This window comes from Amycolatopsis sp. WQ 127309, assembly GCF_023023025.1.
Taxonomy (GTDB): domain Bacteria; phylum Actinomycetota; class Actinomycetes; order Mycobacteriales; family Pseudonocardiaceae; genus Amycolatopsis.
The window spans coordinates 3,805,782-3,830,894 of record NZ_CP095481.1; the positions used below are offsets into that span (position 1 = coordinate 3,805,782).

At 71.7% G+C, this 25,113-nt stretch carries 27 protein-coding genes; 14 read left to right on the forward strand and 13 right to left on the reverse strand.

All coding sequences use genetic code 11. The features are described from left to right. Positions 1 to 79 precede the first annotated feature (79 nt). Entirely contained in the window at positions 80 to 397 is a 318-nt protein-coding gene (locus MUY22_RS17965; protein ID WP_247061095.1) for a DUF4873 domain-containing protein, read from the reverse strand. Further along, a complete protein-coding gene (locus MUY22_RS17970; RefSeq protein WP_247063964.1) occupies positions 394 to 1,167 on the reverse strand; it encodes a TetR/AcrR family transcriptional regulator in 774 nt (257 codons plus the stop codon). Before MUY22_RS17970 ends, MUY22_RS17965 begins: the two co-directional genes overlap by 4 nt. A 55-nt stretch (positions 1,168 to 1,222) precedes the next feature. On the opposite strand from MUY22_RS17970, the gene MUY22_RS17975 reads away from it, so the two are divergent. Next, positions 1,223 to 2,131: a diiron oxygenase gene (locus tag MUY22_RS17975; RefSeq protein ID WP_247061097.1), complete on the forward strand. Its 909-nt coding sequence runs from the start codon at positions 1,223 to 1,225 to the stop codon at positions 2,129 to 2,131. Next, entirely contained in the window at positions 2,128 to 3,039 is a 912-nt protein-coding gene (locus MUY22_RS17980; protein ID WP_247061098.1) for an alpha/beta fold hydrolase, read from the forward strand. Before MUY22_RS17975 ends, MUY22_RS17980 begins: the two co-directional genes overlap by 4 nt. Before the next feature lie 94 nt (positions 3,040 to 3,133). Here MUY22_RS17980 and MUY22_RS17985 read toward each other — a convergent pair whose 3' ends face one another. Then, on the reverse strand, positions 3,134 to 3,760 hold the full coding sequence (locus MUY22_RS17985; RefSeq protein WP_247061100.1) for a TetR/AcrR family transcriptional regulator: 627 nt from the start codon (positions 3,758 to 3,760) through the stop codon (positions 3,134 to 3,136). 213 nt (positions 3,761 to 3,973) lie between these two features. Here MUY22_RS17985 and MUY22_RS17990 point away from each other — a divergent pair, with 213 nt between their 5' ends. The 10 genes from MUY22_RS17990 (at position 3,974) to MUY22_RS18035 (ending at position 17,326) form a co-directional block, all read left to right on the forward strand. Further along, on the forward strand, positions 3,974 to 4,873 hold the full coding sequence (locus tag MUY22_RS17990) for an alpha/beta fold hydrolase (RefSeq protein ID WP_247063966.1): 900 nt from the start codon (positions 3,974 to 3,976) through the stop codon (positions 4,871 to 4,873). 80 nt (positions 4,874 to 4,953) lie between these two features. After that, positions 4,954 to 6,114 (forward strand): DUF3152 domain-containing protein, encoded by a 1,161-nt coding sequence (locus MUY22_RS17995; RefSeq protein WP_247061101.1) that lies wholly within the window; start codon positions 4,954 to 4,956, stop codon positions 6,112 to 6,114. A 184-nt stretch (positions 6,115 to 6,298) separates the two neighbouring features. Beyond that, positions 6,299 to 7,474: an adenylyltransferase/sulfurtransferase MoeZ gene (moeZ, locus tag MUY22_RS18000; RefSeq protein WP_247061102.1), complete on the forward strand. Its 1,176-nt coding sequence runs from the start codon at positions 6,299 to 6,301 to the stop codon at positions 7,472 to 7,474. Positions 7,475 to 7,618: 144 nt separating this feature from the next. Then, positions 7,619 to 8,416 (forward strand): TIGR02569 family protein, encoded by a 798-nt coding sequence (locus MUY22_RS18005; protein ID WP_247061103.1) that lies wholly within the window; start codon positions 7,619 to 7,621, stop codon positions 8,414 to 8,416. A gap of 121 nt (positions 8,417 to 8,537) precedes the next feature. After that, positions 8,538 to 10,580 carry a molybdopterin oxidoreductase family protein gene (locus MUY22_RS18010; protein WP_247061104.1) on the forward strand — a complete coding sequence of 681 codons (2,043 nt, stop codon included), beginning with the start codon at positions 8,538 to 8,540 and terminating at the stop codon, positions 10,578 to 10,580. Continuing rightward, a complete protein-coding gene (locus tag MUY22_RS18015) occupies positions 10,577 to 11,998 on the forward strand; it encodes an FAD-dependent oxidoreductase (RefSeq protein ID WP_247061105.1) in 1,422 nt (473 codons plus the stop codon). The genes MUY22_RS18010 and MUY22_RS18015 overlap by 4 nt, the downstream gene beginning before the upstream one ends. Positions 11,999 to 12,023: 25 nt before the next feature. Next, positions 12,024 to 13,379, forward strand: coding sequence for a NarK/NasA family nitrate transporter (locus MUY22_RS18020; protein ID WP_247061106.1), 1,356 nt, complete (start codon positions 12,024 to 12,026; stop codon positions 13,377 to 13,379). Between the two features lies 1 nt (position 13,380). After that, positions 13,381 to 15,885 carry a nitrite reductase large subunit NirB gene (gene nirB / locus MUY22_RS18025; protein ID WP_247061107.1) on the forward strand — a complete coding sequence of 835 codons (2,505 nt, stop codon included), beginning with the start codon at positions 13,381 to 13,383 and terminating at the stop codon, positions 15,883 to 15,885. After that, positions 15,882 to 16,226, forward strand: a complete 345-nt coding sequence (gene nirD, locus MUY22_RS18030) for a nitrite reductase small subunit NirD (protein WP_247061108.1) — start codon at positions 15,882 to 15,884, stop codon at positions 16,224 to 16,226. The genes nirB and nirD overlap by 4 nt, the downstream gene beginning before the upstream one ends. Beyond that, on the forward strand, positions 16,223 to 17,326 hold the full coding sequence (locus MUY22_RS18035; RefSeq protein WP_247061109.1) for a uroporphyrinogen-III synthase: 1,104 nt from the start codon (positions 16,223 to 16,225) through the stop codon (positions 17,324 to 17,326). The genes nirD and MUY22_RS18035 overlap by 4 nt, the downstream gene beginning before the upstream one ends. Before the next feature lie 142 nt (positions 17,327 to 17,468). Here MUY22_RS18035 and MUY22_RS49475 read toward each other — a convergent pair whose 3' ends face one another. From MUY22_RS49475 to MUY22_RS18045, 3 genes are read right to left on the reverse strand one after another with little or no spacing between them, the layout of a single operon-like run. After that, positions 17,469 to 17,600, reverse strand: coding sequence for a hypothetical protein (locus MUY22_RS49475; protein ID WP_256475966.1), 132 nt, complete (start codon positions 17,598 to 17,600; stop codon positions 17,469 to 17,471). A 42-nt stretch (positions 17,601 to 17,642) separates the two neighbouring features. Next, positions 17,643 to 18,746 (reverse strand): DNA glycosylase AlkZ-like family protein, encoded by a 1,104-nt coding sequence (locus tag MUY22_RS18040; protein WP_247061110.1) that lies wholly within the window; start codon positions 18,744 to 18,746, stop codon positions 17,643 to 17,645. A gap of 12 nt (positions 18,747 to 18,758) precedes the next feature. After that, complete coding sequence (locus tag MUY22_RS18045; RefSeq protein WP_247061111.1) at positions 18,759 to 19,154, reverse strand: DUF3224 domain-containing protein; 396 nt, start codon at positions 19,152 to 19,154, stop codon at positions 18,759 to 18,761. 63 nt (positions 19,155 to 19,217) lie between these two features. Between MUY22_RS18045 and MUY22_RS18050 the strand changes: the two genes are divergently transcribed. Both MUY22_RS18050 and MUY22_RS18055 read left to right on the forward strand, forming a co-directional pair. Beyond that, a complete protein-coding gene (locus MUY22_RS18050; protein ID WP_247061112.1) occupies positions 19,218 to 20,186 on the forward strand; it encodes a YafY family protein in 969 nt (322 codons plus the stop codon). Continuing rightward, positions 20,179 to 21,015: a uroporphyrinogen-III synthase gene (locus tag MUY22_RS18055; RefSeq protein WP_247061113.1), complete on the forward strand. Its 837-nt coding sequence runs from the start codon at positions 20,179 to 20,181 to the stop codon at positions 21,013 to 21,015. Before MUY22_RS18050 ends, MUY22_RS18055 begins: the two co-directional genes overlap by 8 nt. Here MUY22_RS18055 and MUY22_RS18060 read toward each other — a convergent pair. The 7 genes from MUY22_RS18060 to MUY22_RS18090 all read right to left on the reverse strand — a co-directional run bounded on the left by MUY22_RS18060 (position 20,975) and on the right by MUY22_RS18090 (position 25,000). Continuing rightward, positions 20,975 to 21,220, reverse strand: a complete 246-nt coding sequence (locus MUY22_RS18060) for a hypothetical protein (protein ID WP_305879372.1) — start codon at positions 21,218 to 21,220, stop codon at positions 20,975 to 20,977. The genes MUY22_RS18055 and MUY22_RS18060 overlap by 41 nt on opposite strands. A 146-nt stretch (positions 21,221 to 21,366) precedes the next feature. Then, positions 21,367 to 21,579, reverse strand: a complete 213-nt coding sequence (locus MUY22_RS18065; RefSeq protein ID WP_247061115.1) for a DUF899 family protein — start codon at positions 21,577 to 21,579, stop codon at positions 21,367 to 21,369. Beyond that, positions 21,579 to 22,928 carry an MFS transporter gene (locus MUY22_RS18070; protein ID WP_247061117.1) on the reverse strand — a complete coding sequence of 450 codons (1,350 nt, stop codon included), beginning with the start codon at positions 22,926 to 22,928 and terminating at the stop codon, positions 21,579 to 21,581. The genes MUY22_RS18065 and MUY22_RS18070 overlap by 1 nt, the downstream gene beginning before the upstream one ends. A 21-nt stretch (positions 22,929 to 22,949) precedes the next feature. After that, a complete protein-coding gene (locus tag MUY22_RS18075; RefSeq protein WP_247061119.1) occupies positions 22,950 to 23,279 on the reverse strand; it encodes a helix-turn-helix transcriptional regulator in 330 nt (109 codons plus the stop codon). Further along, positions 23,279 to 23,713 (reverse strand): SRPBCC domain-containing protein, encoded by a 435-nt coding sequence (locus MUY22_RS18080; protein ID WP_247061121.1) that lies wholly within the window; start codon positions 23,711 to 23,713, stop codon positions 23,279 to 23,281. Before MUY22_RS18080 ends, MUY22_RS18075 begins: the two co-directional genes overlap by 1 nt. Before the next feature lie 83 nt (positions 23,714 to 23,796). Then, entirely contained in the window at positions 23,797 to 24,648 is an 852-nt protein-coding gene (locus MUY22_RS18085) for a siderophore-interacting protein (RefSeq protein WP_247061123.1), read from the reverse strand. Between the two features lie 28 nt (positions 24,649 to 24,676). Continuing rightward, positions 24,677 to 25,000, reverse strand: a complete 324-nt coding sequence (locus tag MUY22_RS18090; RefSeq protein ID WP_247061124.1) for an MGMT family protein — start codon at positions 24,998 to 25,000, stop codon at positions 24,677 to 24,679. Positions 25,001 to 25,113: the final 113 nt, after the last annotated feature.

Sequence of the window (25,113 nt, forward strand, 5' to 3'; positions counted from 1 at the left end):
CGTCGTCGCGGGCGGCTGCGAAAGTCCGTGAATGCCACATCGAGGGACCTAGTGTCCGTGAATGTGGCATTCACGGACTTCAGGCGTTGAGCTCTTCCAGCGACGTCGGCACGTGGAACGGGGGCGTGCTGGTGCCCGTGATCCGGTAGCGGCCCCACGGGTCCGGGTCCGACAGCTCGCCCGTCGCGGTGTGCGCGCCCGCGTGGATCTCGACGGCCTTCTTCTTGCCGCCGGCCAGTTTCGCCAGCTCTTCGTGCACCGCCACCCGGCCGTACCAGCGGTAGAAGCCGTCGATCGGCTGGAAGTAGCCGCGCAGCTCCACCTGCGCCGTCAGCGAGACGCCGTCGACCACCAGGGTCGCTTCGCCGCTGTAGCCGTCTTCGTCGTGGTCGCTCATGACGTCTCCTCAACAGGCACGGGTTCCGTGCGGCCCAGCTGGACCACCTTGTTCGCTTCCAGCGGCTGGTTCGGGTCGATGACCACGCCGTGCTGGCGGCTCAGCCCGTCGATGGCCGCCCAGATGATCTGCGTCAGGTACTCGACGACGGCGTCGCGGCCCATCGACCGGCGGTCCAGCCACCACTCGCCGGTGTTCTGGACCATCCCGACGATGCCGTGCGCCCACGGCTCGGCCGCGCCGGAGTCCATGTTGAACATCCGCATGTAGTCGCCGAGCAGGGCGGTCAGCGCCGTCGCGATGAGTTCCTTGTCCTCCGCCACGACGTCGGAGCCGGCCGGCTTCTCCGGGCGCCCGTGCGCGAGCAGCCGGTACAGGTTCGGGTGCTCCTCGATCACGGTGAAGAACGCGTCGAGCGCCATCCGGATCCGCGGCACCGGCGCCAGTTCGGCGTTGATCGCCGGGATCAGCCGCTCGAAGAGGATCTCCGTGCCGCGCTGCCCGAGGGCGACGTAGAGGTCGGCCTTGTCGTCGAAGTGCCGGTACAGCACGGGTTTCGTGACGCCCGCCTCGGCGGCGACGTCCTCCATGCCGAGGTCCGGGCCGTGGGTGTCGAGCGCGCGCAGGGCGGCCTCGACGAACTCCTTGCGCCGCGCGATCCGGTGCTTGCGCCAGCGGTCCCGGCGGGCGTCGCCGGTCGCCTCCTCGCCGCGCGACGAAGGCTTGGACGGCTTGCCGGAGCGCTTGACACGTTCGATCACGAGAGGGATGCTACCAGAGGTAACTGTTACCTCAAGTTACATGTTTCGGAAGGGGTTGTCGGCGATGACGCGGACGCTGAAGGAACCGGATCGCGAAAAGACCGCGGAGCGGCTGCTCAAGTCGTCGGCGAACAAGTTCTACGACCCCGACGTCGACATCGACTGGACCGCGCCGCTGGTCGAGGGCAAGCGGTTCATCCCGGACGAGCGCTCGTCGCTGTACGGCACGAAGCTCTGGGACGAGCTGACGCCGGAGCAGCGCATCGAGCTGGGGAAGCACGAGGTCGCCAGCGTCGCGACCACCGGGCTGTGGTTCGAGATCCTCCTGATGCAGATGCTGCTCAAGGAGGTCTACGAGCAGGACCCGACGTCCGCGCACGCGCAGTTCGCGCTCACCGAGATCGCCGACGAGTGCCGGCACTCGACGATGTTCGCGCGGATGGCGTCGCGGATCGGCTGCCCCGCCTACGGCCCGGTGCCGTGGCTGCGGAAGCTCGCGAAGCTGATGCCGACGATCTCCTACGGCCCGGCGCGCTACGGCGCGATCCTGGTCGCCGAAGAGGTGCTGGACCGGCTGCAGCGCGAGCAGATGAACGACGACGGCATCCAGCCCCTGGTCCGGATGGTCAACCGGATCCACGTGCTGGAGGAGGCCCGGCACGTCACCTTCGCCCGCGAAGAGGTCACGCGCGGCATGGCGAAGCTGTCCAAGGCCGAGATCGCCTACCAGCAGTTCGTCATCGCGCTCATTTCGTACTTCGTGACGCGGGCGTTCATCAACCCGAACGTCTACAAGGCGGTCGGGATCCGGCCGCGCGACGGCGTCGAAGCCGCCCTCAACAACCCGAACTGGCAGGGCACGATCGCCTGGGCCGGGGAGAAGATCATGCCGTTCCTCGAAGAGTCGGGTCTGGTCGGGCTGCCCGGGAAGTTCTTCTGGCGCAAGTCCTTCCTGCTCCCGGCGGGCCGGTGACCACCGCGTCGCGGCTGCGCGACCCGTCGCTCGCGCACCGGTTCGTCGCGAGCGACGGCGCCGCGCTGCACGTCGCCGAGTCCGGCCCCGCCGACTCGGCCGTGACGCTGGTGCTCGTCCACGGCTGGACGCAGGACCACCGCACGTGGGACTTCGTGCTGCCGCACCTCGACCCCGGCGTCCGGGTGCTCCGGTACGACCTGCGCGGTCACGGCGGTTCCGCGCCCGCGCGCCCGGGTTCGGCGTCGATCGCCCGGCTCGCCGACGACCTCGCCGAGCTGATCGCCGACCGCGTCCCGAACGGCCCGCTCGTGCTCGCCGGTCACTCGATGGGTGGCATGACGTTGATGGTGCTCGCCGAACGGCACCCTTCGCTCGTGGCGTCGCGGCTCGCCGGGGCGGCGTTCGTCGCGACGTCGTCGGGCGACATGGACCGGCTGACGCTCGGCTTCCCGGGCCTGGTCGGCCGGGGCGTCACCCGCTTCGAGCCACGGTTGGCTCGCCTGCTGGCCGGGCTGCGGTCGGACACGCTGCGCCTGCGTCCGGGGATGGTCCGGTCCGGTTCGCGGCGCCTGGTCTTCGGCGACCGGCCGGGCCGCGCGCAGGTCGACAGCGTCGTCGAGCAGCTGCTGTGCAGCCACCCGGCGAGCGCCGGGCTGTTCCTGGCCGCGATCGCGTCCCACCGCGGCGTCGGCGGCCTGGGCGCGCTCTGCGACGTCCCGTCGGTGGTGCTGGCGGGGGAGAAGGACCGCCTCTGCCCGCTGTCGCACGCGAAGGTGATCGCGGACGAGCTGCCGCACGCGGAGTTCGTCCGCTACCCGGGCGCCGGGCACATGCTGCCGCAGGAACGCCCCTACGAGGTGGCCCGGCAGATCTCGGCCCTGGTCCGCACGGCCGCCCCTCGTTGACGCGCCGTAAACAATGCATCTTTCCTAGGGAAAGCTCCGCTTCCGGGGCCCGGAAACGGAACTTTCCCGACGAAAGTGACGTCTTTCGGCCGGGTCAGGAGTCTTTCAGCGGGAAGCCGCCGCCGATGCCGCGCCAGGCCAGGTTGGCCGTGAGGGCGACTGCCTCCTCCTGGCTCATCGACTGGTGGTGCTGCAGCCAGAACCGGGCGCTGACCTGGCTCATCCCGACCAGCCCGACCGCCAGCAGCCGCGCCTTGTCCTCGTCGAGACCGGCGTCCGCCGTGATCGTGTCCGTGATCGCGTCCACGCTCGCCGAGGTCGCGCGGTCCACCGCTTCCTGGACCGCCGGCTCGCCGCGCAGGTCGGACTCGAACACCATGCGGAACGCGCCCGCGTCGCTGCTCACGAAGTCGAAGAACGCGCCGACCGTGGCCGGGACGCGCTGCTTGTTCTCCGTCGTCGAGTCCAGCGCCGCCTGCACGCGCCTGACCAGCTCGTCGACATGGCTTTCGAGCAGCGCGATGTACAGGTCGAGCTTGCCGGGGAAGTGCTGGTAGAGCACCGGCTTGCTGACGCCCGCGACCTCGGCGATCTCGTCCATGGCGGCGGCGTGGTAGCCGTTCTCGGCGAAGACCCGCTGCGCCGCGGCGAGGAGCTGGGCCCGGCGCTCGGTCCGGGGCAAGCGCACCCCTCGTTGCTGCAACCGCGTCATCTCCGTCATGCTCTTCCTCCCGTCTTCGCCACCTTCGACGGGCGGGGTCGCCACCGCGTGAAGTCGACCTGAAGATTACTCGCCGGTACGCGTGCTGTGCCAAGTGTCGGGCATCCTGGAGCCGTGAAGACCTCCGCCCACGGCCCGGGAGACGTCGGCGCGGCCCGGCCGCCGGTGACCCACGTACCCCTTTCGACCAGGGCTTTGCCGTCGCTCGAGCCGGTGCTGCCGCCCTGGCCGGCGACGTTCGAAGAGGTCGGCACCGCCCGCCTCCACGTCCGTCGCACGCCGGGCCCGGACGGCGTGCCGGCCGTCTACCTCCACGGCCTCGGCGGTTCGTCGACGAACTGGACCGACCTGGCGGCGCTGCTCGCTCCGGTCGCCGGGGGCACCGCACCGGATCTGCCCGGCTTCGGCAGTTCCGAGCCCGAGGCCGGGTTCGACTTCAGCCTCGAAGCGCACGCCGAGGTCGTCGCGCGGCACATCCGCGACGTCGGCGCGCCCGTCCACCTGCTCGGCAACTCCATGGGCGGCGCCATCGCACTCATCGTCGCCGCGCGGCACCCGGAGCTCGTCAAGACGCTGACACTCATCTCGCCCGCGATGCCCGACCGGCGCCCCGACCCGCGGCGGCTGTCGGACCCGCGGATGGCGTTCGCCTACCTGCCGCTGGTCGGCGCGCGGGTACGCGCCCAGCTCGCCGCGCTCGGCCCGCGCGAACGCGCCGCCCAGGTCATCAAGCTCTGCTTCGCGGACCCGTCGCGGTTCCCGGAGAGCCGGCTCGACGAGCTGACCGAGGAACACGGCGCCCGCGCGGCCTTCGCCTGGGCCGCCCCGGCGATGGCGCGCAGCACGTTCGGCATCTTCCGGGCGTGGTCGGCGGTCGGGAAGGCGTCCCTGTGGTCGCTCGCGCCGTTGGTGCAGGTGCCGACGCTGGTCGTCTGGGGCCGGGAGGACCGCGTCATCTCGGTGCGACGCGCCATGCGCACCGCCCGCGCGCTCCCGCGGGCCCGGCTGCTCGTGCTCCCGCGCACCGGCCACGTGGCTCAGATGGAGCGGCCGATCGTCGTAGCGAAGGCGGTTCTGGGCATGTGGGAGCACGTCGAAGCCGGAAATTGGTAGCCCGATCGGGTGACAACTGATCGCTGCGTGATCCGCCAGTCGCCGAGGGCGCCGCTTCGGCGCTGTGGCACCCTGGTGCGGTGGACCGGGTGAAGCAGGACGCGCGAGGCGAAGATCGGCGGGCTCCCCACCGCGCGTCGGCCCGCCGGCCCGCGCAAGGTGCCCCCGAGTCCGAAGATCCGCCGCGCACCGGGCAGTACCGCCCGGCGAAGGCGCCGGCCCAGCGCGTCAGCGAGGACCGCTACCGCCCCGGCGGCCGCCGGACCTCCGCCGAGCCGCTGAGCGCGTCCTGGAAGCCGCACGAGCAGGCGCGCGAGGCCAAGCAGGCCGAAGAGCCCCCGCAGACCGCCTTCGCCAAGCTCACCAAGACCTACGGCTGGCGCGTCTACGCCCTGCCGATCCTCGTCGTGCTGACCGTGCTCGTCGTCGTCAACACCGCGAACAGCCCGGCCGAGCCGATCGCCGAGCAGGGCGCCGGTTCCGGGATCGAGTCGGCGGGCGGCGACACGTCCGGCGGTTCCATCGACGGCGCCGACGGCCAGGGCATCCCGGAGAACCCGGCGACCCCGGTCGACCTCAAGGTCCCGACGGCGGACCTGCCGGAAGGCAGTCCCTTCACCCAGGCCGGCGCGGGCGCGTGGCACACCGTGCCCGGCACCGGCCCGAAGGTCGGCAGCGGCAAGCTGTACACCTACACCGTCGACGTCGAGGACGGCATCGACCCGGCGAGCTACGCCGGTGACGACGCCTTCGCCTCGGCCGTCCAGGGCACGCTGTCGGATCCCAAGAGCTGGACGTGGGACGGCAAGGTCGCCTTCCAGCGCGTGGACGCGAACTTCCCGAACCCGTCGTTCAAGGTGAGCCTCACCACGCCGGAGACGACGCACCGGGCGGACGCCTGCGGGTTCCAGATCAAGTTCGAGGCGTCCTGCTACCGCAAGAGCATGGGCCGCGTCCTGATCAACCTGGCCCGCTGGGTGCGCGGCGCGAAGGCCTACGGCGCCGACATGACCGGGTACCGGCAGTACGCCATCAACCACGAGGTCGGCCACGCCTTGGGCAACCAGCACGTCGGCTGCGGCGGCAACGGCCAGCCCGCGCCGGTGATGATGCAGCAGTCCTTCGGCGTCAACGACGACTACGTCTCGATGCTCAACGACATCCCCGGCGGCGACAAGGGGAAGGTGGCCAAGGACGGTCTCATCTGCAAGACCAACTCCTGGCCCAACCCCACGCCGTGACATCCGGGGCTGCGCCCCGGGCCGGGGGCTCCGCCACCCGGAACCCCCGTAAGCGGCTGTAATCCCAATATCTGGACGTATGACGTTCATCCGCCCACGCACGTTGTGCACGTGGGAAGGTCTGCTCGCCCGCGCGCGTTGTGCATAGTGGGATGGACGTGTTCCGCGCGAGATGGAGGACCCGATGTCAGCACTGCCGCCGCTCGTCGAGCCGGCTGCCGAGCTCACCAAGGAAGAGGTGGCCCGGTACAGCCGTCACCTGATCATCCCGGACGTCGGGGTGACCGGGCAGAAGCGGCTCAAGAACGCGAAGGTCCTGGTCATCGGCGCCGGCGGCCTCGGCAGCCCCGCGCTGCTGTACCTGGCCGCGGCCGGCGTCGGCTCGCTCGGCATCGTCGACTTCGACGTCGTCGACGAGTCGAACCTGCAGCGCCAGGTCATCCACGGCCAGTCCGACGTCGGCAAGCTCAAGGCCGCGTCCGCGCAGGAGTCGATCGCCGAGATCAACCCGCTGGTCCGGGTCTACCTGCACACCGAGCGGCTGGACTCGTCGAACGCGCTGGAGATCTTCGGGCAGTACGACCTGATCGTCGACGGCACGGACAACTTCGCCACGCGCTACCTGGTGAACGACGCCGCGGTGCTGCTGGGCAAGCCGTACGTCTGGGGCTCGATCTTCCGGTTCGAGGGCCAGGTCAGCGTGTTCTGGGAGAACGCGCCGAACGGCTTGGGCCTCAACTACCGCGACCTCTACCCGGAGCCGCCGCCCCCGGGCATGGTCCCCTCCTGCGCCGAGGGTGGCGTGCTGGGCGTGCTGTGCGCGTCCATCGGCTCGATCATGGTGACCGAGGCGATCAAGCTGATCACCGGCATCGGCGAGCCGCTGCTCGGGCGGCTCATCAGCTACGACGCGCTGGAGATGAAGTACCGCGAGGTCAAGATCCGCAAGGACCCGGAGACCCCGAAGATCACCGAGCTGATCGACTACGAGGCGTTCTGCGGCGTGGTGTCGGACGAGGCGGCGACGGCGGCGTCGGGTAGCACTATCACCCCGGCGGAGCTCAAGGCCAAGTTCGACAACGGCGACAACTTCGCCCTGATCGACGTCCGCGAGCCGCACGAGTACGAGATCGTCAACATCAAGGGCGCGACGCTGATCCCGAAGGACCGCATCCTCTCGGGCGAGGCGCTGGCGGAGCTGCCGCAGGACAAGCCGATCGTCCTGCACTGCAAGTCGGGTGCCCGCTCGGCGGAGGCCCTGGCGGCCCTGCACGCGGCCGGCTTCAAGGACGCGACCCACCTCGGCGGTGGCGTGCTGGCCTGGGCCAAACAGATCGACCCGAGCCTGCCGACCTACTGACAGTTGTGCTCCGTGAGGGGCACCCTCCCGGCTCCCGTGGCCGTGGGGGTGCCCCTCACGGCGTTTCGTCCCGGTTCTCAAAACCGTCTGTGACCAGCGCGTCTTCTCGATCGTGGACCACCCGGCCGGGTACCGTCGGTCCTTGTGCGGTCAACCCTCGAACGCCCTCCCGGCCACGTCTGCGCGGCCTTCGGCGGGCTCGCCGACAACGGCGAAGCGCTGCCGGACTCGGCGGCGTGGCGCTGTGGCGACCTCGTGCTCAAGCCGGTCGCCGACAAGGCCAAGACGTTGTGGACCGCCCGCGCGCTCGACTACGTCGACGAGCCGGGCCTGCGGGTCGCGAAACCGGTGCGCTCGACCGACGGCCGCTGGATCGTCGGCGGCTGGACGGCGTCGCGGTTCGTCGCCGGCACCGCCGAGCACCGCGGTGACGCCTCGGTGCTGGCCGCGGTGAAGCTGCACCGGGCGACGGCCGGGCTGCCGCGGCCGGACTTCATCGCCCTGCGCAAGGACGTCGACGCCGTCGCCGACCGCATCGCCTGGGAAGAACTCGAAGTCCCGCTGGAGGAGACCAAGGGCGGCCGCTGGTTCGAGGTACTGGCCGGCGCGCGCCGCCCGATCAAGCTCCCGTCCCAGGTCGCGCACGGCGAACTGCTGGCGGGTCTGCTCTTCGACGGCGACGCGACCCCGGGCCTGGTCGACTTCGTCCCGTACTACCGCCCGGGCGAGTACGGCGCGGCGATCGTCGCGGTCGACGCCCTGGCCTGGGGCGGCGCGACCCGCGAGCTGCTGGAGCGCTGGGCGCACCTGCCGGAGTGGCCGCAGCTGCTGCTGCGCGCGGTGCTGTTCCGCCTGGCGGCCAACGCCCTGAACCCGAGATCAACGCGCGCCGCGTTGGACGGCCTCCGCGTAGCGGCCCGCGAAGTCAGCGGAGTGCTCTGAACCTCACCGTGCGGGGCGCGTGAGTCGCGCCGCAATGTCAACTGCCTGAAACATTCGGTCGATTCCGAGTAACACGGCCTCCTTAGCGTCGGGTCATCCCGAACGACGCCGGAGGTGGCCCGTGCCGCAGGTCGACACGCACTGCCCGTACTGCGCGCTGCAGTGCGGGATGCGCCTCGACGGCGTCCGCGTCACGCCGCGGGACTTCCCGGTCAACGCCGGGGGCCTGTGCCAGAAGGGCTGGACGGCCGGCGAGCTCCTGACGTCGCCGAGGCGCCTGACCAGCCCGATGGTGCGCGAGAACGGCGTCCTCGCGCCCGTCGGCTGGGACTTCGCGCTCGACGTCGTCGCGCGGAAGCTGAAGGAACTCCGGGAAGCACACGGCCCGGATGCCGTCGCGGTCTTCGGCGGCGGCGGGCTGACCAACGAAAAGGCCTACCTGCTCGGCAAGTTCGCCCGCGTCGCGCTCGGGACGTCGCAGATCGACTACAACGGCCGGTTCTGCATGTCCTCGGCCGCCGCCGCGGGGAGCAGGGCCTTCGGGGCCGATCGCGGGATGCCGTTCCCCGTCACCGATCTGGGTCACGCCGACGTCGTGCTGCTCGCCGGGGCCAACCCGGCCGAGACGATGCCGCCGTTCACCCAGCACCTGCGGGGTGCCGACCTGATCGTCGTCGACCCGCGGCGGACGCCGACCGCCGAACTCGCGAGCCTGCACCTCGCGCCCGCGCCCGGTACCGATCTCGCTTTGGCGCTCGGCATCCTGCACGCCGTCGTCGCCGACGGCCACCTCGATCAGTCCTATGTGGACCAGCGCACGAACGGCTTCGAACCGGTGTGGCGGATCGCCGCGTCCTGGTGGCCCGAACGCGCCGAGCGCGTCACCGGCGTCTCGGCCGCCGACATGCGCCTGGCCGCCGCGAAGCTCGCCGGCGCCCGCAACGCCTACATCCTCACCGCGCGTGGCACCGAGCAGCACGCTACCGGCACCGCGACCGTCGGCGGTTGGATCAACCTCGCCCTCTCCCTGGGCCTGCCGGGCCGGGCGGGCTCCGGCTACGGCTGCCTCACCGGCCAGGGCAACGGCCAAGGCGGCCGCGAGCACGGCCAGAAGGCCGACCAGCTGCCCGGCTACCGCAAGCTCGACGACCCGGCCGCCCGCGAGTACGTCGCCGGGGTCTGGGGCGTCGACCCGGATTCACTGCCCGGACCCGGCCGGTCCGCGTCCGAACTCCTCGAAGCCCTCGGCCAGGACGGCGGCCCGAAGGCGCTGATGGTGTTCGGCAGCAACGTGGTCGTCTCGGCGCCACGCTCTCAGCGTGTCCAAGATCGACTGTCCGCATTGGACTTCCTGGTGGTCGCGGACTTCGTCCTGTCGGAGACAGCAGCGCTCGCCGACGTCGTCCTCCCGGTCACGCAGTGGGCCGAGGAAGACGGCACGCTCACCAACCTCGAAGGTCGAATCCTGCTTCGACGCAAAGCGCTCGACCCGCCGCCGGGCGTGAAGTCCGATTTGGACCTCCTCAATGGACTCGCCACGAGGCTCGGTCGCGGGCACTTCCCGACCGAGCCCGAGACGGTGTTCGAGGAGCTGCGGATCGCGTCCAAGGGCGGCATCGCCGACTACTCCGGCGTCAGCTACGACCGCCTGCGCGCCGGCGAGGCCCTGCACTGGCCGGTCCCGGCCGACGACCACCCCGGCACGCCGCGGATGTTCCTCGACGCCTTCGCCCACCCGGACGGCCGCGCGCGGTTCGCGCCCGTCGAGCACACCGGCCCGGCCGAACTGCCCGACGACGATTTCCCGCTGCAGGCCACCACCGGCCGCGTGCTGCAGCACTACCAGTCGGGCGCGCAGACGCGTCTCGTCGACGAGCTGAACGACGTCGTGCCGGAGGCGTTCGTCGAGGTCCACCCGGACACCGCCAAGCGTGCCGGGCTCGAAGAGGGCGACCGGGCGCGGATCCGGTCCCGCCGCGGCGAGACGACGGCGAAGGTGCGGTTCGTGCCGTCGCTGCGGCCCGACCTGGTCTTCGTGCCGTTCCACTTCCCCGGCGCGCAGCGCGCGAACCTGTTCACCAACCCGGCGCTCGACCCGGTCAGCCGGATGCCGGAGTTCAAGGTGTGCGCCGTCTCTCTGTCCACTCTGGATGGTGTGGCATGAACGCCCGGGACGTCGTGATCGTCGGCTACGGCATGGCCGGGGCCCGGCTGGCCGACGAGATCCGCCGCCGCGACCCGGCCGCCGAGCGCGTCCGGCTGACCGTGCTCGGCGCCGAGCGGCACGCGGCCTACAACCGGGTGCTGCTCTCGGCCGTCGTCGCCGGGGGAATGAGCCCGGCGAGCGTCCGGCTGCACGACGACGACTGGGCCGCGCGGACGCACGTCGACCTCCGCCTCGGCGTGGCCGCCGCCAAGATCGACCGCGCGAAGCGCCGCGTCGAACTGACCGACGGGTCCACAGTGGACTACGACGCGCTGGTGCTCGCGACCGGCGCCAACCCGTGGATCCCGCCGGTCGAAGGCCTCGGACCCGGTGTCGTCACCTTCAGGACGCTGGACGACTGCGCCGAGATCCTCGACGCCGCCCGCTTCGGCGCGCCGGTCGCGGTGCTCGGCGGCGGCCTGCTCGGCCTCGAAGCCGCCCGCGGCCTCGCCGGGCGCGGCAACCAGGTGACCGTCGTGCACCCGAACCGCCACGTCATGGAACGCCAGCTCGACCCCGTCGCCGGCCACGTGCTGGCCCGGCAGCTCACCGGCATGGGCGTCACCTTCCGGTTCGGCGCTACCGCCGCCCGCTACCTGCCCGGCGACGGCCTCAAGCTCGACGACGGCAGCTTCGTCCCGGCCGACCTGGTCGTGGTCGCCGCCGGCGTCCGCGCCGAGACGAGCCTCGCCGAGGACGCCGGGCTCGACGTCGACCGCGGCGTCGTCGTGGACGACGTCCTGCGCACCAGCGACGGCCGGATCCACGCGCTCGGCGACTGCGCCCGCCACCCCGGCGCCCCGGCCGGGCTGATCCAGCCGGCGTGGGAGCAAGCCGAGGTGCTGGCCGACGTCCTGACCGGCACGAACGCCGCCGCGCGCTACCGCGGCACGACCGCCGTCACCCGGCTCAAGGCACGCGGCGTCGACCTCGCCGCGCTGGGCGAGACCCAGGTCGAGGCCACCGACGACGACGCCGAGGTGCTGACGTTCACCGACCCGGCCGGTGGGCGGTACGGCAAGCTCGTCGTCCGCGAAAACCGCGTCACCGGCGCGATCCTGCTCGGCCTGCCCGACGCGGCCGCGTCGATCACCCAGTACCACGACCGCGGGACGCCGCTGCCGGAAGACCGGCTCGCGGTGCTGCTCGGCCGGGCCCTGCCGGCCGGTGCCGGGCAGGCGGCCAGCCCGGCCGAGCTGCCGGCGACGGCCGTGATCTGCCGCTGCAACAACGTCACCAAGGCCCGGCTGATCGACGCCTGGAAGGCCGGCGCCACCGAGACTCCCGCACTGGCGCGGGCCACGCGGGCCACCACGGGCTGCGGCGGGTGCACCGACACCGTCGGCGCCGTCGCGAGCTGGCTCGCCGCGCAATGACGACCCGACAGACGAGGAGAACGTGATGGCCCACCGAGGGAAGCACTGGATCGAGCACTGGGAACCGGAAGACGAGACGTTCTGGGAGGAGACCGGCAAGCAGGTCGCCCGTCGCAACCTCTGGTTCTCCGTGCTGGCCGAGCACATCGGCTTCTCCGTCTGGACACTGTGGTCGGTCATCGTCCTGTTCATGGGCAAGGACTACGGTTTCGACGCCGCCGACAAGTTCCTGCTCGTCTCGACGCCGACGCTCATCGGTGGCTTGATGCGGTTGCCTTACACCTTCGCCGTCGCCAAGTTCGGCGGTCGCAACTGGACGGTCGTCAGCGCGTTGCTGCTGCTGATCCCGACGATCCTGGCCGCGGTCGTGCTGCACCCGGGGACGTCACTCGGCACGTTCCTGCTGGTGGCGGCCCTCGGTGGCGTCGGCGGCGGCAACTTCGCGTCGTCGATGACCAACATCAACACGTTCTACCCGGAGAAGCACAAGGGCTGGGCGCTCGGGCTCAACGCGGGTGGCGGCAACCTCGGCGTCGCCGCGATCCAGCTGGTCGGGCTGCTCGTGATCGGGACGGCGGGCGCGACCGCGCCGCGGATCGTGCTGTACGTCTACATCCCGCTGATCGTGATCGCCGCGGCGTGCGCGTACCGCTCCATGGACAACCTCGCGACGGTCCGCGGCGACACCAAGGCGATGCGCGAGATCGTCAAGGACCGGCACACCTGGGTGATGTCGTTCCTCTACGTCGGCACGTTCGGCTCGTTCATCGGCTACAGCTTCGCCTTCGGGCTCGTGCTGCAGAACCAGTTCGGCCGGACGCCGTTGCAGGCGGCCGCGGTGACGTTCCTCGGCCCGCTGCTCGGCTCGCTCGCACGCCCGGCCGGCGGATGGCTGTCCGACCGGATCGGCGGCGGCAAGGTCACCTTCGCGACGTTCGTCGGGATGGCCCTCGCGACGGTCGTGCTGATCCTGGCGTCGACGTCGAAGTCCCTGACGTTGTTCACGATCGCGTTCATCGTCCTCTTCGTGCTCACCGGCGTCGGCAACGGCTCGACGTACAAGATGATCCCGGCGATCTTCCGCGCGAAAGCCCGTACGGCGATCGCGAACGGCGCCGAGGAGGCGGCCGAACTGCTCAAGGCGCGCCGGCGGTCCGGCGCGCTGATCGGCCTGGCCGGCGCGATCGGCGCGGAGGGCGGGCTGTTCATCAACCTCGCCTTCCGGCAGTCGTTCGCCGACGCCAAGAGCGGCGTGCCCGCGTTCGTCGGGTTCCTGGTCTTCTACGGCCTGTGCTTCGCCGTGACCTGGGCGGTTTACCTGCGCAAGCCCGCCGAACAGCCGAGTGAGCGCGGTCGGGCGCTCGCGGGAGCGGAGGTCTGAGATGCCCACCTTGGTCGTCGCTGGACACGGCATGGTCGCGCACCGGCTGGTGGAGGCGGTGCGCACCGCCGACAGCGCCGGGCACTGGCGGATCGTCGTCCTGGCCGAGGAGCCGCGCCCGGCGTACGACCGGGTGGCCCTGACGTCCTATGTGGACGGCTGGGACCCCGCGTCGCTGGCGCTGCCCGGCTCGGACTACGCGGGCGACTCCCTTGTGGACCTGCGGCTGGGCGAGCTGGTCACCTCGGTGGACCGCGCCGCTCGCACGGTCGTCACCGCGTCCGGCGCCACGGTCTCGTACGACGCGCTGGTGCTGGCCACCGGCTCGCGGCCGTTCGTGCCGCCGGTGCCCGGCCACGGCCTGCCCGGCTGTTTCGTCTACCGGACCATCGAAGACCTGGACGCGATCCGCGCGGCGGCTCTGCGTCCGGGCCGCGGCCGGCGTGCGGCGGTCGTCATCGGCGGTGGCCTGCTCGGTCTGGAAGCCGCAAAGGCTTTGCGGGAAATGGGACTCTCGCCGCACGTCGTCGAGATGGCACCGCGGCTGATGCCGCTGCAGGTGGACGAAGGTGGCGGCTCGCTGCTGCGGCGGCTCATCACCGGGCTGGACGTGACCGTCCACACGGGAACGTCGACCGACGCGATCGAGGCCGACGGTTCGCGGCTGGTGGCCCGGCTCGGCAACGGGACGGAGCTGGACGTCGACCTGGTCGTGTTCTCGGCGGGTGTCCGGCCGCGGGACGACCTCGCGCGGCAGTCCGGTTTGGATGTCGGTCCGCGCGGCGGTGTGCTGGTCGATTCCTCTTGTCGTACGGGCGATCCCTCGGTGTACGCGATCGGCGAGTGCGCCGCGGTCGAGGGGCGCGTCTACGGCATCGTGGCGCCCGGGTACGCGATGGCCGAGATCGTCGCCGCGCAGCTGACCGGCGGGTCCGGGACGTTCCCGGAACCGGACACGTCCACGAAGCTCAAACTGATGGGCGTCGACGTCGCCTCCTTCGGTGACGCGCACGCGACGACCGAAGGCGCTTTGGAAGTCGCCGTCAACGACGCGGTCGCCGGGACGTACAAGAAGCTCGTGGTCACCGACGACGGCAAGACCCTGCTCGGCGGCGTGCTGGTCGGCGATGCGGCGGAGTACAACACGCTGCGGGCGCTGGTCGGCCGTCCGCTGCCCGCGGAGCCTTCCGCGATCCTCGCCCCGGCCGGTGGCGGTGCGGCGGTCGGTGTCGACGCGCTGCCGGACGCGGCGCAGATCTGTTCGTGCAACGCCGTTTCCAAGGGCGCGATCACGCGGGCGGTCCACGAGGACGGCTGCGACACCGTCGGCAAGCTCAAGGCGTGCACCCGCGCCGGGACGTCGTGCGGCTCCTGCGTCCCGCTGCTCGGCCGGCTGCTGACCGCGGCCGGCGTCGAGCAGTCGAAAGCGCTGTGCGAGCACTTCGGACAGTCGCGCGCGGAGCTGTTCGAGATCGTCCGGGCCACCCGGATCTCGACGTTCAGCGAGGTCATCGCCCGCTACGGCACGGGTACCGGCTGCGCGATCTGCAAGCCCGCGGTGGCGTCCATCCTCGCCACGCTGGGCAGCGGGCACGTGCTCGGCGGCGAGCAGCTGACGTTGCAGGACACCAACGACCGGTTCCTCGCGAACATCCAGCGCAACGGCACCTACTCCGTCGTCCCGCGGATCCCCGGCGGCGAGATCACGCCGGACAAGCTGATCGCGATCGGCGAGGTGGCGAAGGAGTTCGGGCTGTACACCAAGATCACCGGCGGACAGCGGATCGACCTGTTCGGGGCCACCGTGGACCAGTTGCCGCTGATCTGGCGGCGGCTGGTGGACGCCGGGTTCGAGTCCGGGCACGCGTACGGCAAGGCGCTGCGGACGGTGAAGTCGTGCGTCGGGTCGACGTGGTGCCGCTACGGCGTGCAGGACAGCGTCGGGCTGGCGATCGAGCTGGAGCTGCGGTACCGCGGGCTGCGGTCGCCGCACAAGCTGAAGTCGGCGGTGTCCGGGTGCGCGCGGGAGTGCGCGGAGGCGCGGAGCAAGGACTTCGGGATCATCGCGACGGACAACGGCTGGAACCTCTACGTCGGCGGCAACGGCGGTACGACACCGCGTCACGCCGAACTGCTGGTGTCCGATGTGGACACTTCGACGCTGATCCGGACCATCGACCGGTTCCTGATGTTCTACGTCCGCACGGCCGACCGGTTGCAGCGGACGGCGCCGTGGATCGAGGAGCTGGACGGCGGGCTCGGCCACCTGCGCGCGGTGATCGTCGACGACTCGCTCGGCATCTGCGAGGACCTCGACGCGGCGATGGCCAAGCACGTCGACAACTACGCCGACGAGTGGCGCGGCGTGCTGGAGGATCCGGAGAAGCTGGCGCGGTTCACGTCGTTCGTCAACGCGCCGGGGACGCCGGACCCGGCCATCTCGTTCCGGTCCGAGCGGGAGCAGAAGGTGCCGGTCATGCTGGGTGTCCCGGAGGTGCGGCGATGACGACGTCTCTCGAACGGACGTGGACGGCGGTGTGCCCGGTGGACGCGGTGCCGGAGTACTCGGGTGTCGCGGCCCTGCTCGGCGACGGCGTCCAGGTGGCGATCTTCCGGCTGCCCGGTGCGCGGTGGTACGCACTGTCCAATTGGGACCCGTGCAGTGGCGCGGCGGTGCTTTCGCGGGGCATCGTCGGGGACGCCGGTGGGGTGCCGGTGGTCGCGTCGCCGGTCTACAAAGAACGGTTTGCGCTCCACAATGGACGGTGTTTGGACGTCGATGGCGTCGCGGTTCCGGTGTACGAGGTGCGCGTGCGAGAGGGCGTGGTCGAAGTGGAGTCGCCGTGACGGAAGTGCTCCCGCTGGCCGGTTTTGTCATCGGCATCACCGCGGCGCGCCGGGCGGACGAGCTCGGCGCGCTGCTGGTGCGCAAGGGGGCGGGCGTCCGGTACGGCCCGGCGATCCGGATCGTGCCGCTGACGGACGACACCGAGCTGCGCGCGGCGACCGCGCGGCTGCTCGACGCGCCGGTGGACGCGGTGGTGGCGACGACCGGCATCGGCTTCCGCGGCTGGCTGGAGGCGGCCGAAGGCTGGGGCCTGGGGGAGGCGCTGGTCGCGCGCCTCTCGACGTCGTCGCTGCTGGCGCGCGGCCCGAAGGTGACGGGCGCGATCCGCGCGGCGGGGCTGTCGGAGGACTACTCGCCGGCGTCGGAGAGCAACGCGGAGCTGCTGCAGCACCTGCTGGCGACCGGCGTCTCCGGCCGGCGGATCGCGGTCCAGCTGCACGGCGAGCCACTGCCGTACTTCGTGGACACGCTGCGTGAGGCGGGCGCGGAGGTCATCGAGATCTCGGTGTACCGCTGGGTCGGCCCGGTCGACCCGGGCCCGGTGGACCGCCTGCTGGACGGCGTCTTGGAGGGCTCGATCCACGCTCTGCCGTTCACGAGCGCGCCCGCGGTTGCTTCCTTGCTGGCGCTGGCCCGCCGGACGGGTCGCCTTCCCGGCTTGATCTCGGCACTCTCGGGCCCGGTGGTGGCGGCGTGCGTCGGCCCGATCACGGCGGGCCCGCTGGCGGCGCTGGGGGTGCCGACGGTCCAGCCGCACCGTGCGCGGATCGGTGCGCTGGCCCGGACGCTCGCGGAGACGCTGGTGGCTCGTTCCCCCAGGCTGCAGGCGGGCGGCCGGTGTCTGGAACTCCGCGGCGAAGCGGCGATCGTGGACGGCGAGTGGTGCGAGGTGGCACCGGCACCGATGGCGCTGCTGCGGGCACTGGCGGCGTCCCCGGGCCGGGTGGTCTCGCGCCGCGAGCTGATCGCGGCCTTGCCGGGCGGCGGCGAGGAACACGCGGTGGAGACGGCGATCGGTCGCCTGCGAACGTCACTGGGCGGCGGCCGGGTGGTCCAGACGGTGGTGAAGCGCGGCTACCGCTTGGCGGTGGACGCGTGAGGGTCAGCGGCTCAGCGCGACGACGAGTGACAACAGGGAGACGGTCAAGGCCGACATCGGGACGGCGAAGTCCTTGACGACCTCCCACCGGGTGCGCGTCCGCATGGGGTCGAGGAAGAGCGCGTCCCGCTCCTCGTCCGCCTCACTCGGTTCGCGGCCTGGCAGCGAAATGAGCCACGTCGATCACGAACCGGCCGAGGCCGCGCTGCTCGCGCAGATTGCCGGGGGAGGGCAGCCCGAAGATCATCCCGGAGTCGCGATACCGCTGCAGCATGAACTTTGTGCACGCCCGCGTCGAAAGTCGCCCTGACGATTCTCAGACCGCCCAGGTGACGGCGTGTTTCTCGAAGCCGCGGGCCGTCGCCACCAGCGCGGCTTCCGCCTCCGCGGCCTCCCGGGCCGCCGGGCGCAGGGGGTCGAACGCCGCCAGGGTGAACGTCAGCTTCGCGCCGCTCGACTTCGTGCGCCACGTGCCCGCGATGTCGCCCTCGGCCAGCAGGACTCCCGGGTTGCCCAGCATCTTCCAGACTTCCTTGCGCCGCGCCGGGTCCGGGACCAGCAGGGCCTTGTCGCGCGCCTGGATGAACGGGTCCCACGGTGGCAGCAGGCGCACGACGTCGGGCTCCGGCGGGTTCTCCAGAGCCGGCAGCCGCGCTGCGGGGAGGTAGCGGGTCTTGCCTTCCACGTCGACCTCGGCCAGGTCGGACGGCCACGTCCGGTCCACGACCGCGCGGGACGTCCCGACGAACTCCGCCGCGTCGCCCGGGGACGCCGGGCCGTTGAGCCGCAGGTACGACGTGACCACCGACGTCGCCGCCGCGGGGTCCGGCGTCGTGCGCATGCGGCCGCGGCCTTCGAGGGGCGCCAAGGTCGCCGGGGTGGCGCCCGCGACCAGGCGGATGCCGCCCAACGGGGTCGCGATGCGCATCAGCTGCTCGTGGATGTGCGTCGCGTTGCACCCTCGGCACCAGCGCGAGAACTCCGGCGGTACGAGCTTCGTCACCGCCGTCGAGACCGCGCCCTTGGTCATCTCCGAAGTGACGACCTTCCGGAGGGCGGCCGCCGCCGTGAAGACCACCTCCGGCGCCGCCACGCCCGTCGCCGCCAGTTCCTTGCGCTGCCACAGCATCCTCGCCAGCGCGTCCGCGTCGTCCAGCGGGACCAGCGCGCGCGTCGCCTCGGTGAGGTCGGAACGGAGGTGGTAGTGCGGCGCGCCGCGCAACGTCCAGGCCAGTACCAGGCGGTCGTCGTCCACAAGGGACACCGGACCGGCCACCCGGGCCACCGCGGCCAGCAGCGCGGTGTCGCGCGTGCTGTCCTGCAGCCCGGCCCGGACGACGGCGAGATCCGCGACGTCCGTCGAACCACGGTGCAGGCCGTGCTCGGCGATGCGGTAGGCGAGTACCTGGCGACGGTCCACGTGCGACTCCTCCTAGAGGCTGTACTCGAAGGTGTACCCCATTTTCTCCTCGCCCATCGCGCCGCCGACCGTGCCGGTGCCGGTGAGCCCGGTCAGCGCGCCGGTGCCCGAGCCGGGGACCACGCTGAACGTCGACGCGATGCCCTTGGCGTCGAACGTGAACTCGTGCCGCACGATGAACGTCCCTTCGCGACCGTCGACCTCGCCGTCGACCCGCTCGAGGCTCGGCGACGTCGTCGAGCCGCTGTCGTAGCCCTCGCCCGCGTAGTACAGCAGCAGGTCGCAGACCGATTCACCCTCGATGACCCCCTCGTAGGCCATCGACGCGTGCGCGTACGCCACCCGCGGCCCGTGCTCGGAGCCGCTGACGACGTTCTCTTCCCAGTTCTTCATGGTGAATGCGTTCATGAGGACCACCCTGCCGGAGATACCTGTCAGCTTGTGTCAGGTATTTCGGTCATACTGGTGTTCATGCGCGCCAGCCGCCTCCTGTCCGTCCTCCTGCTGCTGCAGAACCGCGGCCGGATGACGGCGGAAGAGCTGGCCGAGGAGCTGGAGGTCTCGGTGCGCACGGTCTACCGGGACATCGACGCGCTCTCGGCGTCCGGCGTCCCGGTGTACGCCGACCGCGGCCGGACCGGCGGGTATCGCCTGGTCGACGGCTACCGGACGCGGCTCACCGGGATGACCGAGGAGGAGGCGCAGTCGCTGTCGCTGGCCGGGCTGCCGGTCGCCGCGGCCGAGCTGGGCCTCGGCACGGTCCTCGCGGCCGCCCAGCTCAAGCTGTACGCCGCGCTGCCGCAGGAGCTGCGTGACCGCGCCGGCCGCGTCGCCGAGCGGTTCTACCTGGACGTTCCCGGCTGGCACCGGGGCATCGAGAGCCTGCCGACGCTGTCCGCGGTCGCCGACGCCGTGTGGTCGTCGCACCGGATCCGGATCCGCTACGAACGCTGGGGGCAGCGCGTCGTCGAGCGGGACCTCGAGCCGCTCGGGCTGATCCTCAAAGCCGGGAACTGGTACCTCGCCGGGCGCTGCGAGGGCAGCGACCGGACGTACCGGATCTCGCGGATCCAGGAGCTGACCGACCTCGGCGAGGAGTTCGAGCGGCCGGCCGGGTTCGACCTCGCGGCGTACTGGCAGGAGTGGTCCGAGCAGTTCGAACGGCGGATGTACCCGCGTGTCGCCGTGGTGCGGCTGTCGCCGCGGGCGCAGGCTCTCGTACCGTTCTACGCGGGTGCCGTCGGGGCCCGGGCCCTGCGCGAGTGCCCGAACGAGCCGGCCGCGGACGGCTGGCTCACCATGGAGCTGCCGGTGGAGCCGGGCGAGCCGGCCATCGGCGAGCTGCTGCGCTTCGGGCCGCACCTGGAGGTCCTCGAGCCGGCGGACCTGCGGGCGCAGCTGGCGGCGGCGATCGAGGGGATGGGCGCGATCTATGGGTGAGCTGAGCGGGGTCGCGATCGGCGTCACGGCCGAACGGCGGGCTGACGACTTCATCGAGGCCCTCGAACGCTACGGCGCCGACGTCCGCCACGCCCCGACGATCACCATCGTCCCCCTGGACGCCGACCCCGACCTGCGCGCGGGCACCGAGGCGCTGCTGGCGTCCCCCGTCGGCTTCACGGCGATCACGACCGGCGCGGGCTTCCGCGGCTGGCTGGCCGCCGCCGACGGCTGGGGCCTGCGCGACCGGCTGCTGGCGGCGCTGGGGGAGTCCCGGATCTACGCGCGCGGCCCGAAGGCCGTGGGCGCGCTGCGCGGCGCCGGGCTGCGAGAGTCCTTCTCGGCCGCTTCGGAGTCCAACGCGGAACTCTTCGGGACTCTCGCTTCGGCGGGGCTGGCGGGCGAGCGCGTGGCCGTCCAGCTGCACGGGACGCCGTTGCCGGAGCACACGTCGGCCCTGGAACAGGCGGGCGCGCGGCTGGTCGCGGTCCAGCCGTACCGCTGGTACTCACCGCCGGACGTCACCCCGGTGCACGCCCTGATCGACGCGGCGATCGCCGGGGAGCTGGGCGCGATCGCGTTCACCAGCGCCCCCGCGGCGGCGAACTTCCTGACCCTGGCCCAGGACTACGGCCGCTACGACGAGCTGCTGACGGCGTTGCGCGGCCCGGTGGTGTGCGCGTGCGTCGGCCCGGTGACGGCGGCGCCCCTCGAAGAAGCCGGGGTGCGCACGCGGCAACCGGACCGGCAGCGCCTGGGAGCGCTGGTGAAACTGCTGGTCACGACGCTCAGTGGCACTGGTGGGGCGGCTGGTCCGACGCCGTTGTGACGCCGAGGTCGTCGGAGCGGCCGGCCGCGAGCCGTGGCCACTGGGCGATGGGCCGGCCCGGGCCCGGTGTCCACGTGGGCGCTCCGGTGTCGGTCCGGACGTTCGTGCGGTCCTGTGGCCAGCCGTCCGGTGAGTCCTCCCAGGACTCCCGGCGGCCGTGGATCGTCAGGTCCATCAGCGCGTAGCTGTAGTCCATCGCTTCCACCCCACGGCGTTTCGTCCAGTACGTCTCGAAGACGTGGTCGCCGTCGCGCAGGTATCACGTACGCGGTGTTCTCCCAGGGCCGCAACGTTTCCACCGGTCCGGCCGACGCCGAGACGTCGTACGCCGAAAGCCTGCGCTACCGCGGCTTAGTAGGCGATCAGCTGGCGGCGTCCTTCGAACGCGTCCAGCAGGGTGACCGGCCCGTCCGGGCCGAGCAGTTCGAGGGTGGCGTCCACCTCGGCCATCGGCAGCCGGCGGCGGGCCGCGGCGATCGCGTCGCCTTCGTGGGTGTGGGCCTTTTCCCTGGCGCGCAAGACATCCAGCTCGGCCTGGTACGTCTCGCGGTCGACGATGGTCATCAGGACTCCTTCAGCTTGGCGGTGAGCAGGACGACGCTCGCCAGGGTGACGACCACGGCCACGCCCAGCGCGAGGTGGATGCCGGTCAGCTCGGCGGCTTGCGTCGCGGCGACGGCGCTCAGGACCGGGATGCCGACGGTGATGCCGACCTGCTGCGTCATCGACGTCAGCCCGGTGGCCAAGCCCTGCTCCTCGTCCGGCAGCCCGGACGTCGCGGTCACGGTGTACGCCACGATCGCGGCGACGTGCCCGAAGAACCCGACGAACAGGGCCGGGAGCAGGATCAGCAGCGCGCCGCGGCCGGGCCCGAGGAACAGCAACGGCAGCGTCGCCAGCGCCTGGACGGTCAGCCCGGCGGCCAGCAGGACACGGCTGCCGAAGCGGCCGATCGCCCGCCCGGCGAGCACGCCCGCGGCCACCGACGCCAGACCCGGCACGCCGAAGACCAGGCCGGTCGCCCACGGCGAAAGCCCCAGGATCCGTTGCAGGTAGAGGGTCGTCAGGAAGATCACCGCGGGTTCCACCGCGAACAGCACGAGCCCGGCGAAGTTGCCCCACTTGACCGTGCGGCGGGCCAGGATCCGTGGCGGCACGAGCGGTGCGGGCGAGCGTTGTTCGATCAGCCAGAAGGAGGCCAGCAGCACCACACCGACGACGGCGGCGAGCACGCTCTTGTCGATCACGGCGTAGACCAGCGCCAGCAGGCCGCCGCTGACCGTCAACGCGCCGGGCAGGTCGGGCCGGGCGCGGCCGGCCACGGTCGACTCGGGGACGAGGAACGGCGTCGCGACCAGGATGGCGACGGCCACCGGGACGTTCATGAAGAACGCCGCGCGCCAGCTCAGCAGGCCGACGAGAGCGCCGCCGACCAGGGCGCCGACGGTGAAGCCGCCGGAGAGCAGGGCGCCGTTGAGGCCGAGGACGCGGTCCCGCGCCCGGCCTTCGGCGAACGTCGTGGTCAACAGCGACAACGCCGAGGGCAGCGTCATCGCGGTGGCGAAGCCCTGCAACGCGCGGGCCGCCAGCAGCAGCTCCGGCGTCGTGGCGAGACCGCCCAGCAGCGACGCCGCGGCCAGCAGGGCCATGCCGGACCGGAACAGCCGCCGGCGGCCGAACAGGTCCCCGAGGCGGCCGCAGACCAGGGTGAAACCCGCGGCGGGCAGGACGAACGCCGTGCTGACCCACGGCAGCGACGTCAGGTCCAGCCCGACACCCGCGCCGACCTGGGGCAACGCGACGTTCAGGATCGAGAAGTCGATCGACAGCAGGAAACCGGCACCGAGCAGCACGGCCAGGACGGCGCGCTGTCTCGGCGTGAAACGGGCAGGGGGTAGCGCAACGACGGACACGGGGTTCTCCTTGAGAGGAAGTCAGTCCTGCTCGGCGGCCTCCGCGAGGCGCTTGATCTTGGCCAGCCGGCGGTCCCAGTCGGCGGCGAGCGAGGTCATCCAGCGGGCCGTCGCGTCCAGGGCTTCCGAACGCACGGCGTAGCGGACCTCACGGCCGATCTTCACGCTGCCGACCAGCCCGGCCGAGTCGAGGACGGTGAGGTGCTTGACGATCGCCTGGCGCGACACGGGGAGGCCGCCGGCGAGGGTCGTCGCGGTGGCCTGGCCGTGGGCGGCGAGCAGGTCCAGCAGCTGACGACGGGTCGGATCGGCCAGTGCGGCCAGGACGCCGTCGACGACGTCGTGAGCCATTATTCGGCGCGTGCGGCGAGGGTGGTGAAGCACTGCTCCCAACCGCCGGTGTGGTCCTTGACGACGTTGCGGCGGTTCTCGTCGGACGTCGGCAGGGTGGCGAAGCCGCTCTCGACGACGCGCAGGCGGGTGCCGTCGCCCTCGGGGGTCAGGGTGAACTCGACGAGCGTCGAGTTGTCCTCACGCAGCTCCTCGCCGGGGAACGCGCTGACCCAGCGGTAGGCCAGGTAGTGCGGCGGGTCGACCTTCTCGACGCGCAGCGGGAACTCGCCGTGCTCCGAGTGCGTGACGACCAGGGTCTGGCCCTCTTCGGCCATGGTGCCCTGGACGGTTTCGTCGTCGGTCGCCCAGAAACCGGGCTCGGCCACCAGCGGCCAGACCTTGGCCGGCTTCGCGGCGATCACGATCTCGCGTTCGATGCTGTCGGTGCTCATGCGCACTCCTTCGTCGTCTCATGTGCAATGCCACAGTTGCACATGACGGAGTGCGGTGCAACCCCAGGGTTGCACTTACGGCGTCAGTCCTCGGGAAGTTCGCCCGCTTCCACTGCGCGGAACGACTCCCGGCTCGCGGCCTCTTCGCTCATCCCGAGCCGCCAGTAGCCCGTGAAGCAGATCCGCCGCTTGTCGACGTCGCGCTCGCGCACGAGGTGCCGCCGCACGAGCTTCACCACGCCCGCCTCGCCCGACACCCACGCATACGGCGTCCCGCTGGGGAAGGTCGCCGCGCGGACCGCCTCCAGCAACGCCTCGCCGTGCGGTCGCGCGCCGCGCACCAGCCAGTGGACTTCGACCGCTCCGCGCGTCTCGAACGTCTGACGCTCTTCGCGCCCGGAGACCTCGATGTACGCCGAAAGCCGCGCGCCGGCCGGGAGCTGCTCGATGATCGCGCCGATCGCGGGCAACGCCGTCTCGTCGCCGGTCAGCAGCTGCCAATCGGTGCCGGCCGGGACGTCGTAGAGGCCGTGCGGGCCCAGGAAGGCGACGCGGTCGCCCGGTGTCACGCGGGACGCCCACGCCGAGGCCGGGCCGGTGTCGCCGTGCAGCACGAAGTCGACGTCGATCTCGGCGAAGCGCGGCCGGTGCGCGCGCACCGTGTACGTCCGCATCGGCGGGCGGACGCCGTCCGGCATCGCGAGGTACGTGCGGTACCACGACAGGACGTCGGAACCGGTGTCCGGCAGGTTCGGCGTCTCCTGGCCGGGGCGCGGGAAGAAGACCTTGACGTACTGGTCCGGCGCCCCGGCGGGCACCTCGGCGAAGGTCGCCGCCTCGAACGTCACGCGCACCGTGTGCGGCGTGATCGGCCGGACCATCGTCACGCGGGCCCGGTGGTACGTCAGTGCCGGTCGCGCCACCTGCGTCGTCATTAGGCGAGGCTAACCTAATCCATAGGCGTCAGAACAGCCCTCCTGGCTCGGAGTCATCGGCACCTTCCGGTTGCCAACGGTATTTCCGCAGGTCGACGCGCTGGCCGTCGGCCAGTACGCCTTCCGCGCGCAGCCGTTCGAGCTGGTCGTGGACCAGGTGCGGCGCCGGGGTGCCGTTGGCGCGCAGGATCCGGTGCCACGGCAGGTCGTGCCCGTCTTCCGCGAGGATCGCGCCGACCATCCGCGGTGAGGGCGCGCCGGAGAGCGCCGCGATGTCGCCGTACGTCGCGACCGTGCCGGCCGGCACCGACTCGATGATCTCCCGCACCCGCTCGTGCAGAACGTCGTCCATGCCCCCACTCTGCCCGATGGGTACGACACTTTTGGTAGCCGCCCATCGCACCAGCGGTGACCTTCACCGAACACGCCGTCGCTTAGGTGTGCCGGTGCGACGCCCGTTACTCC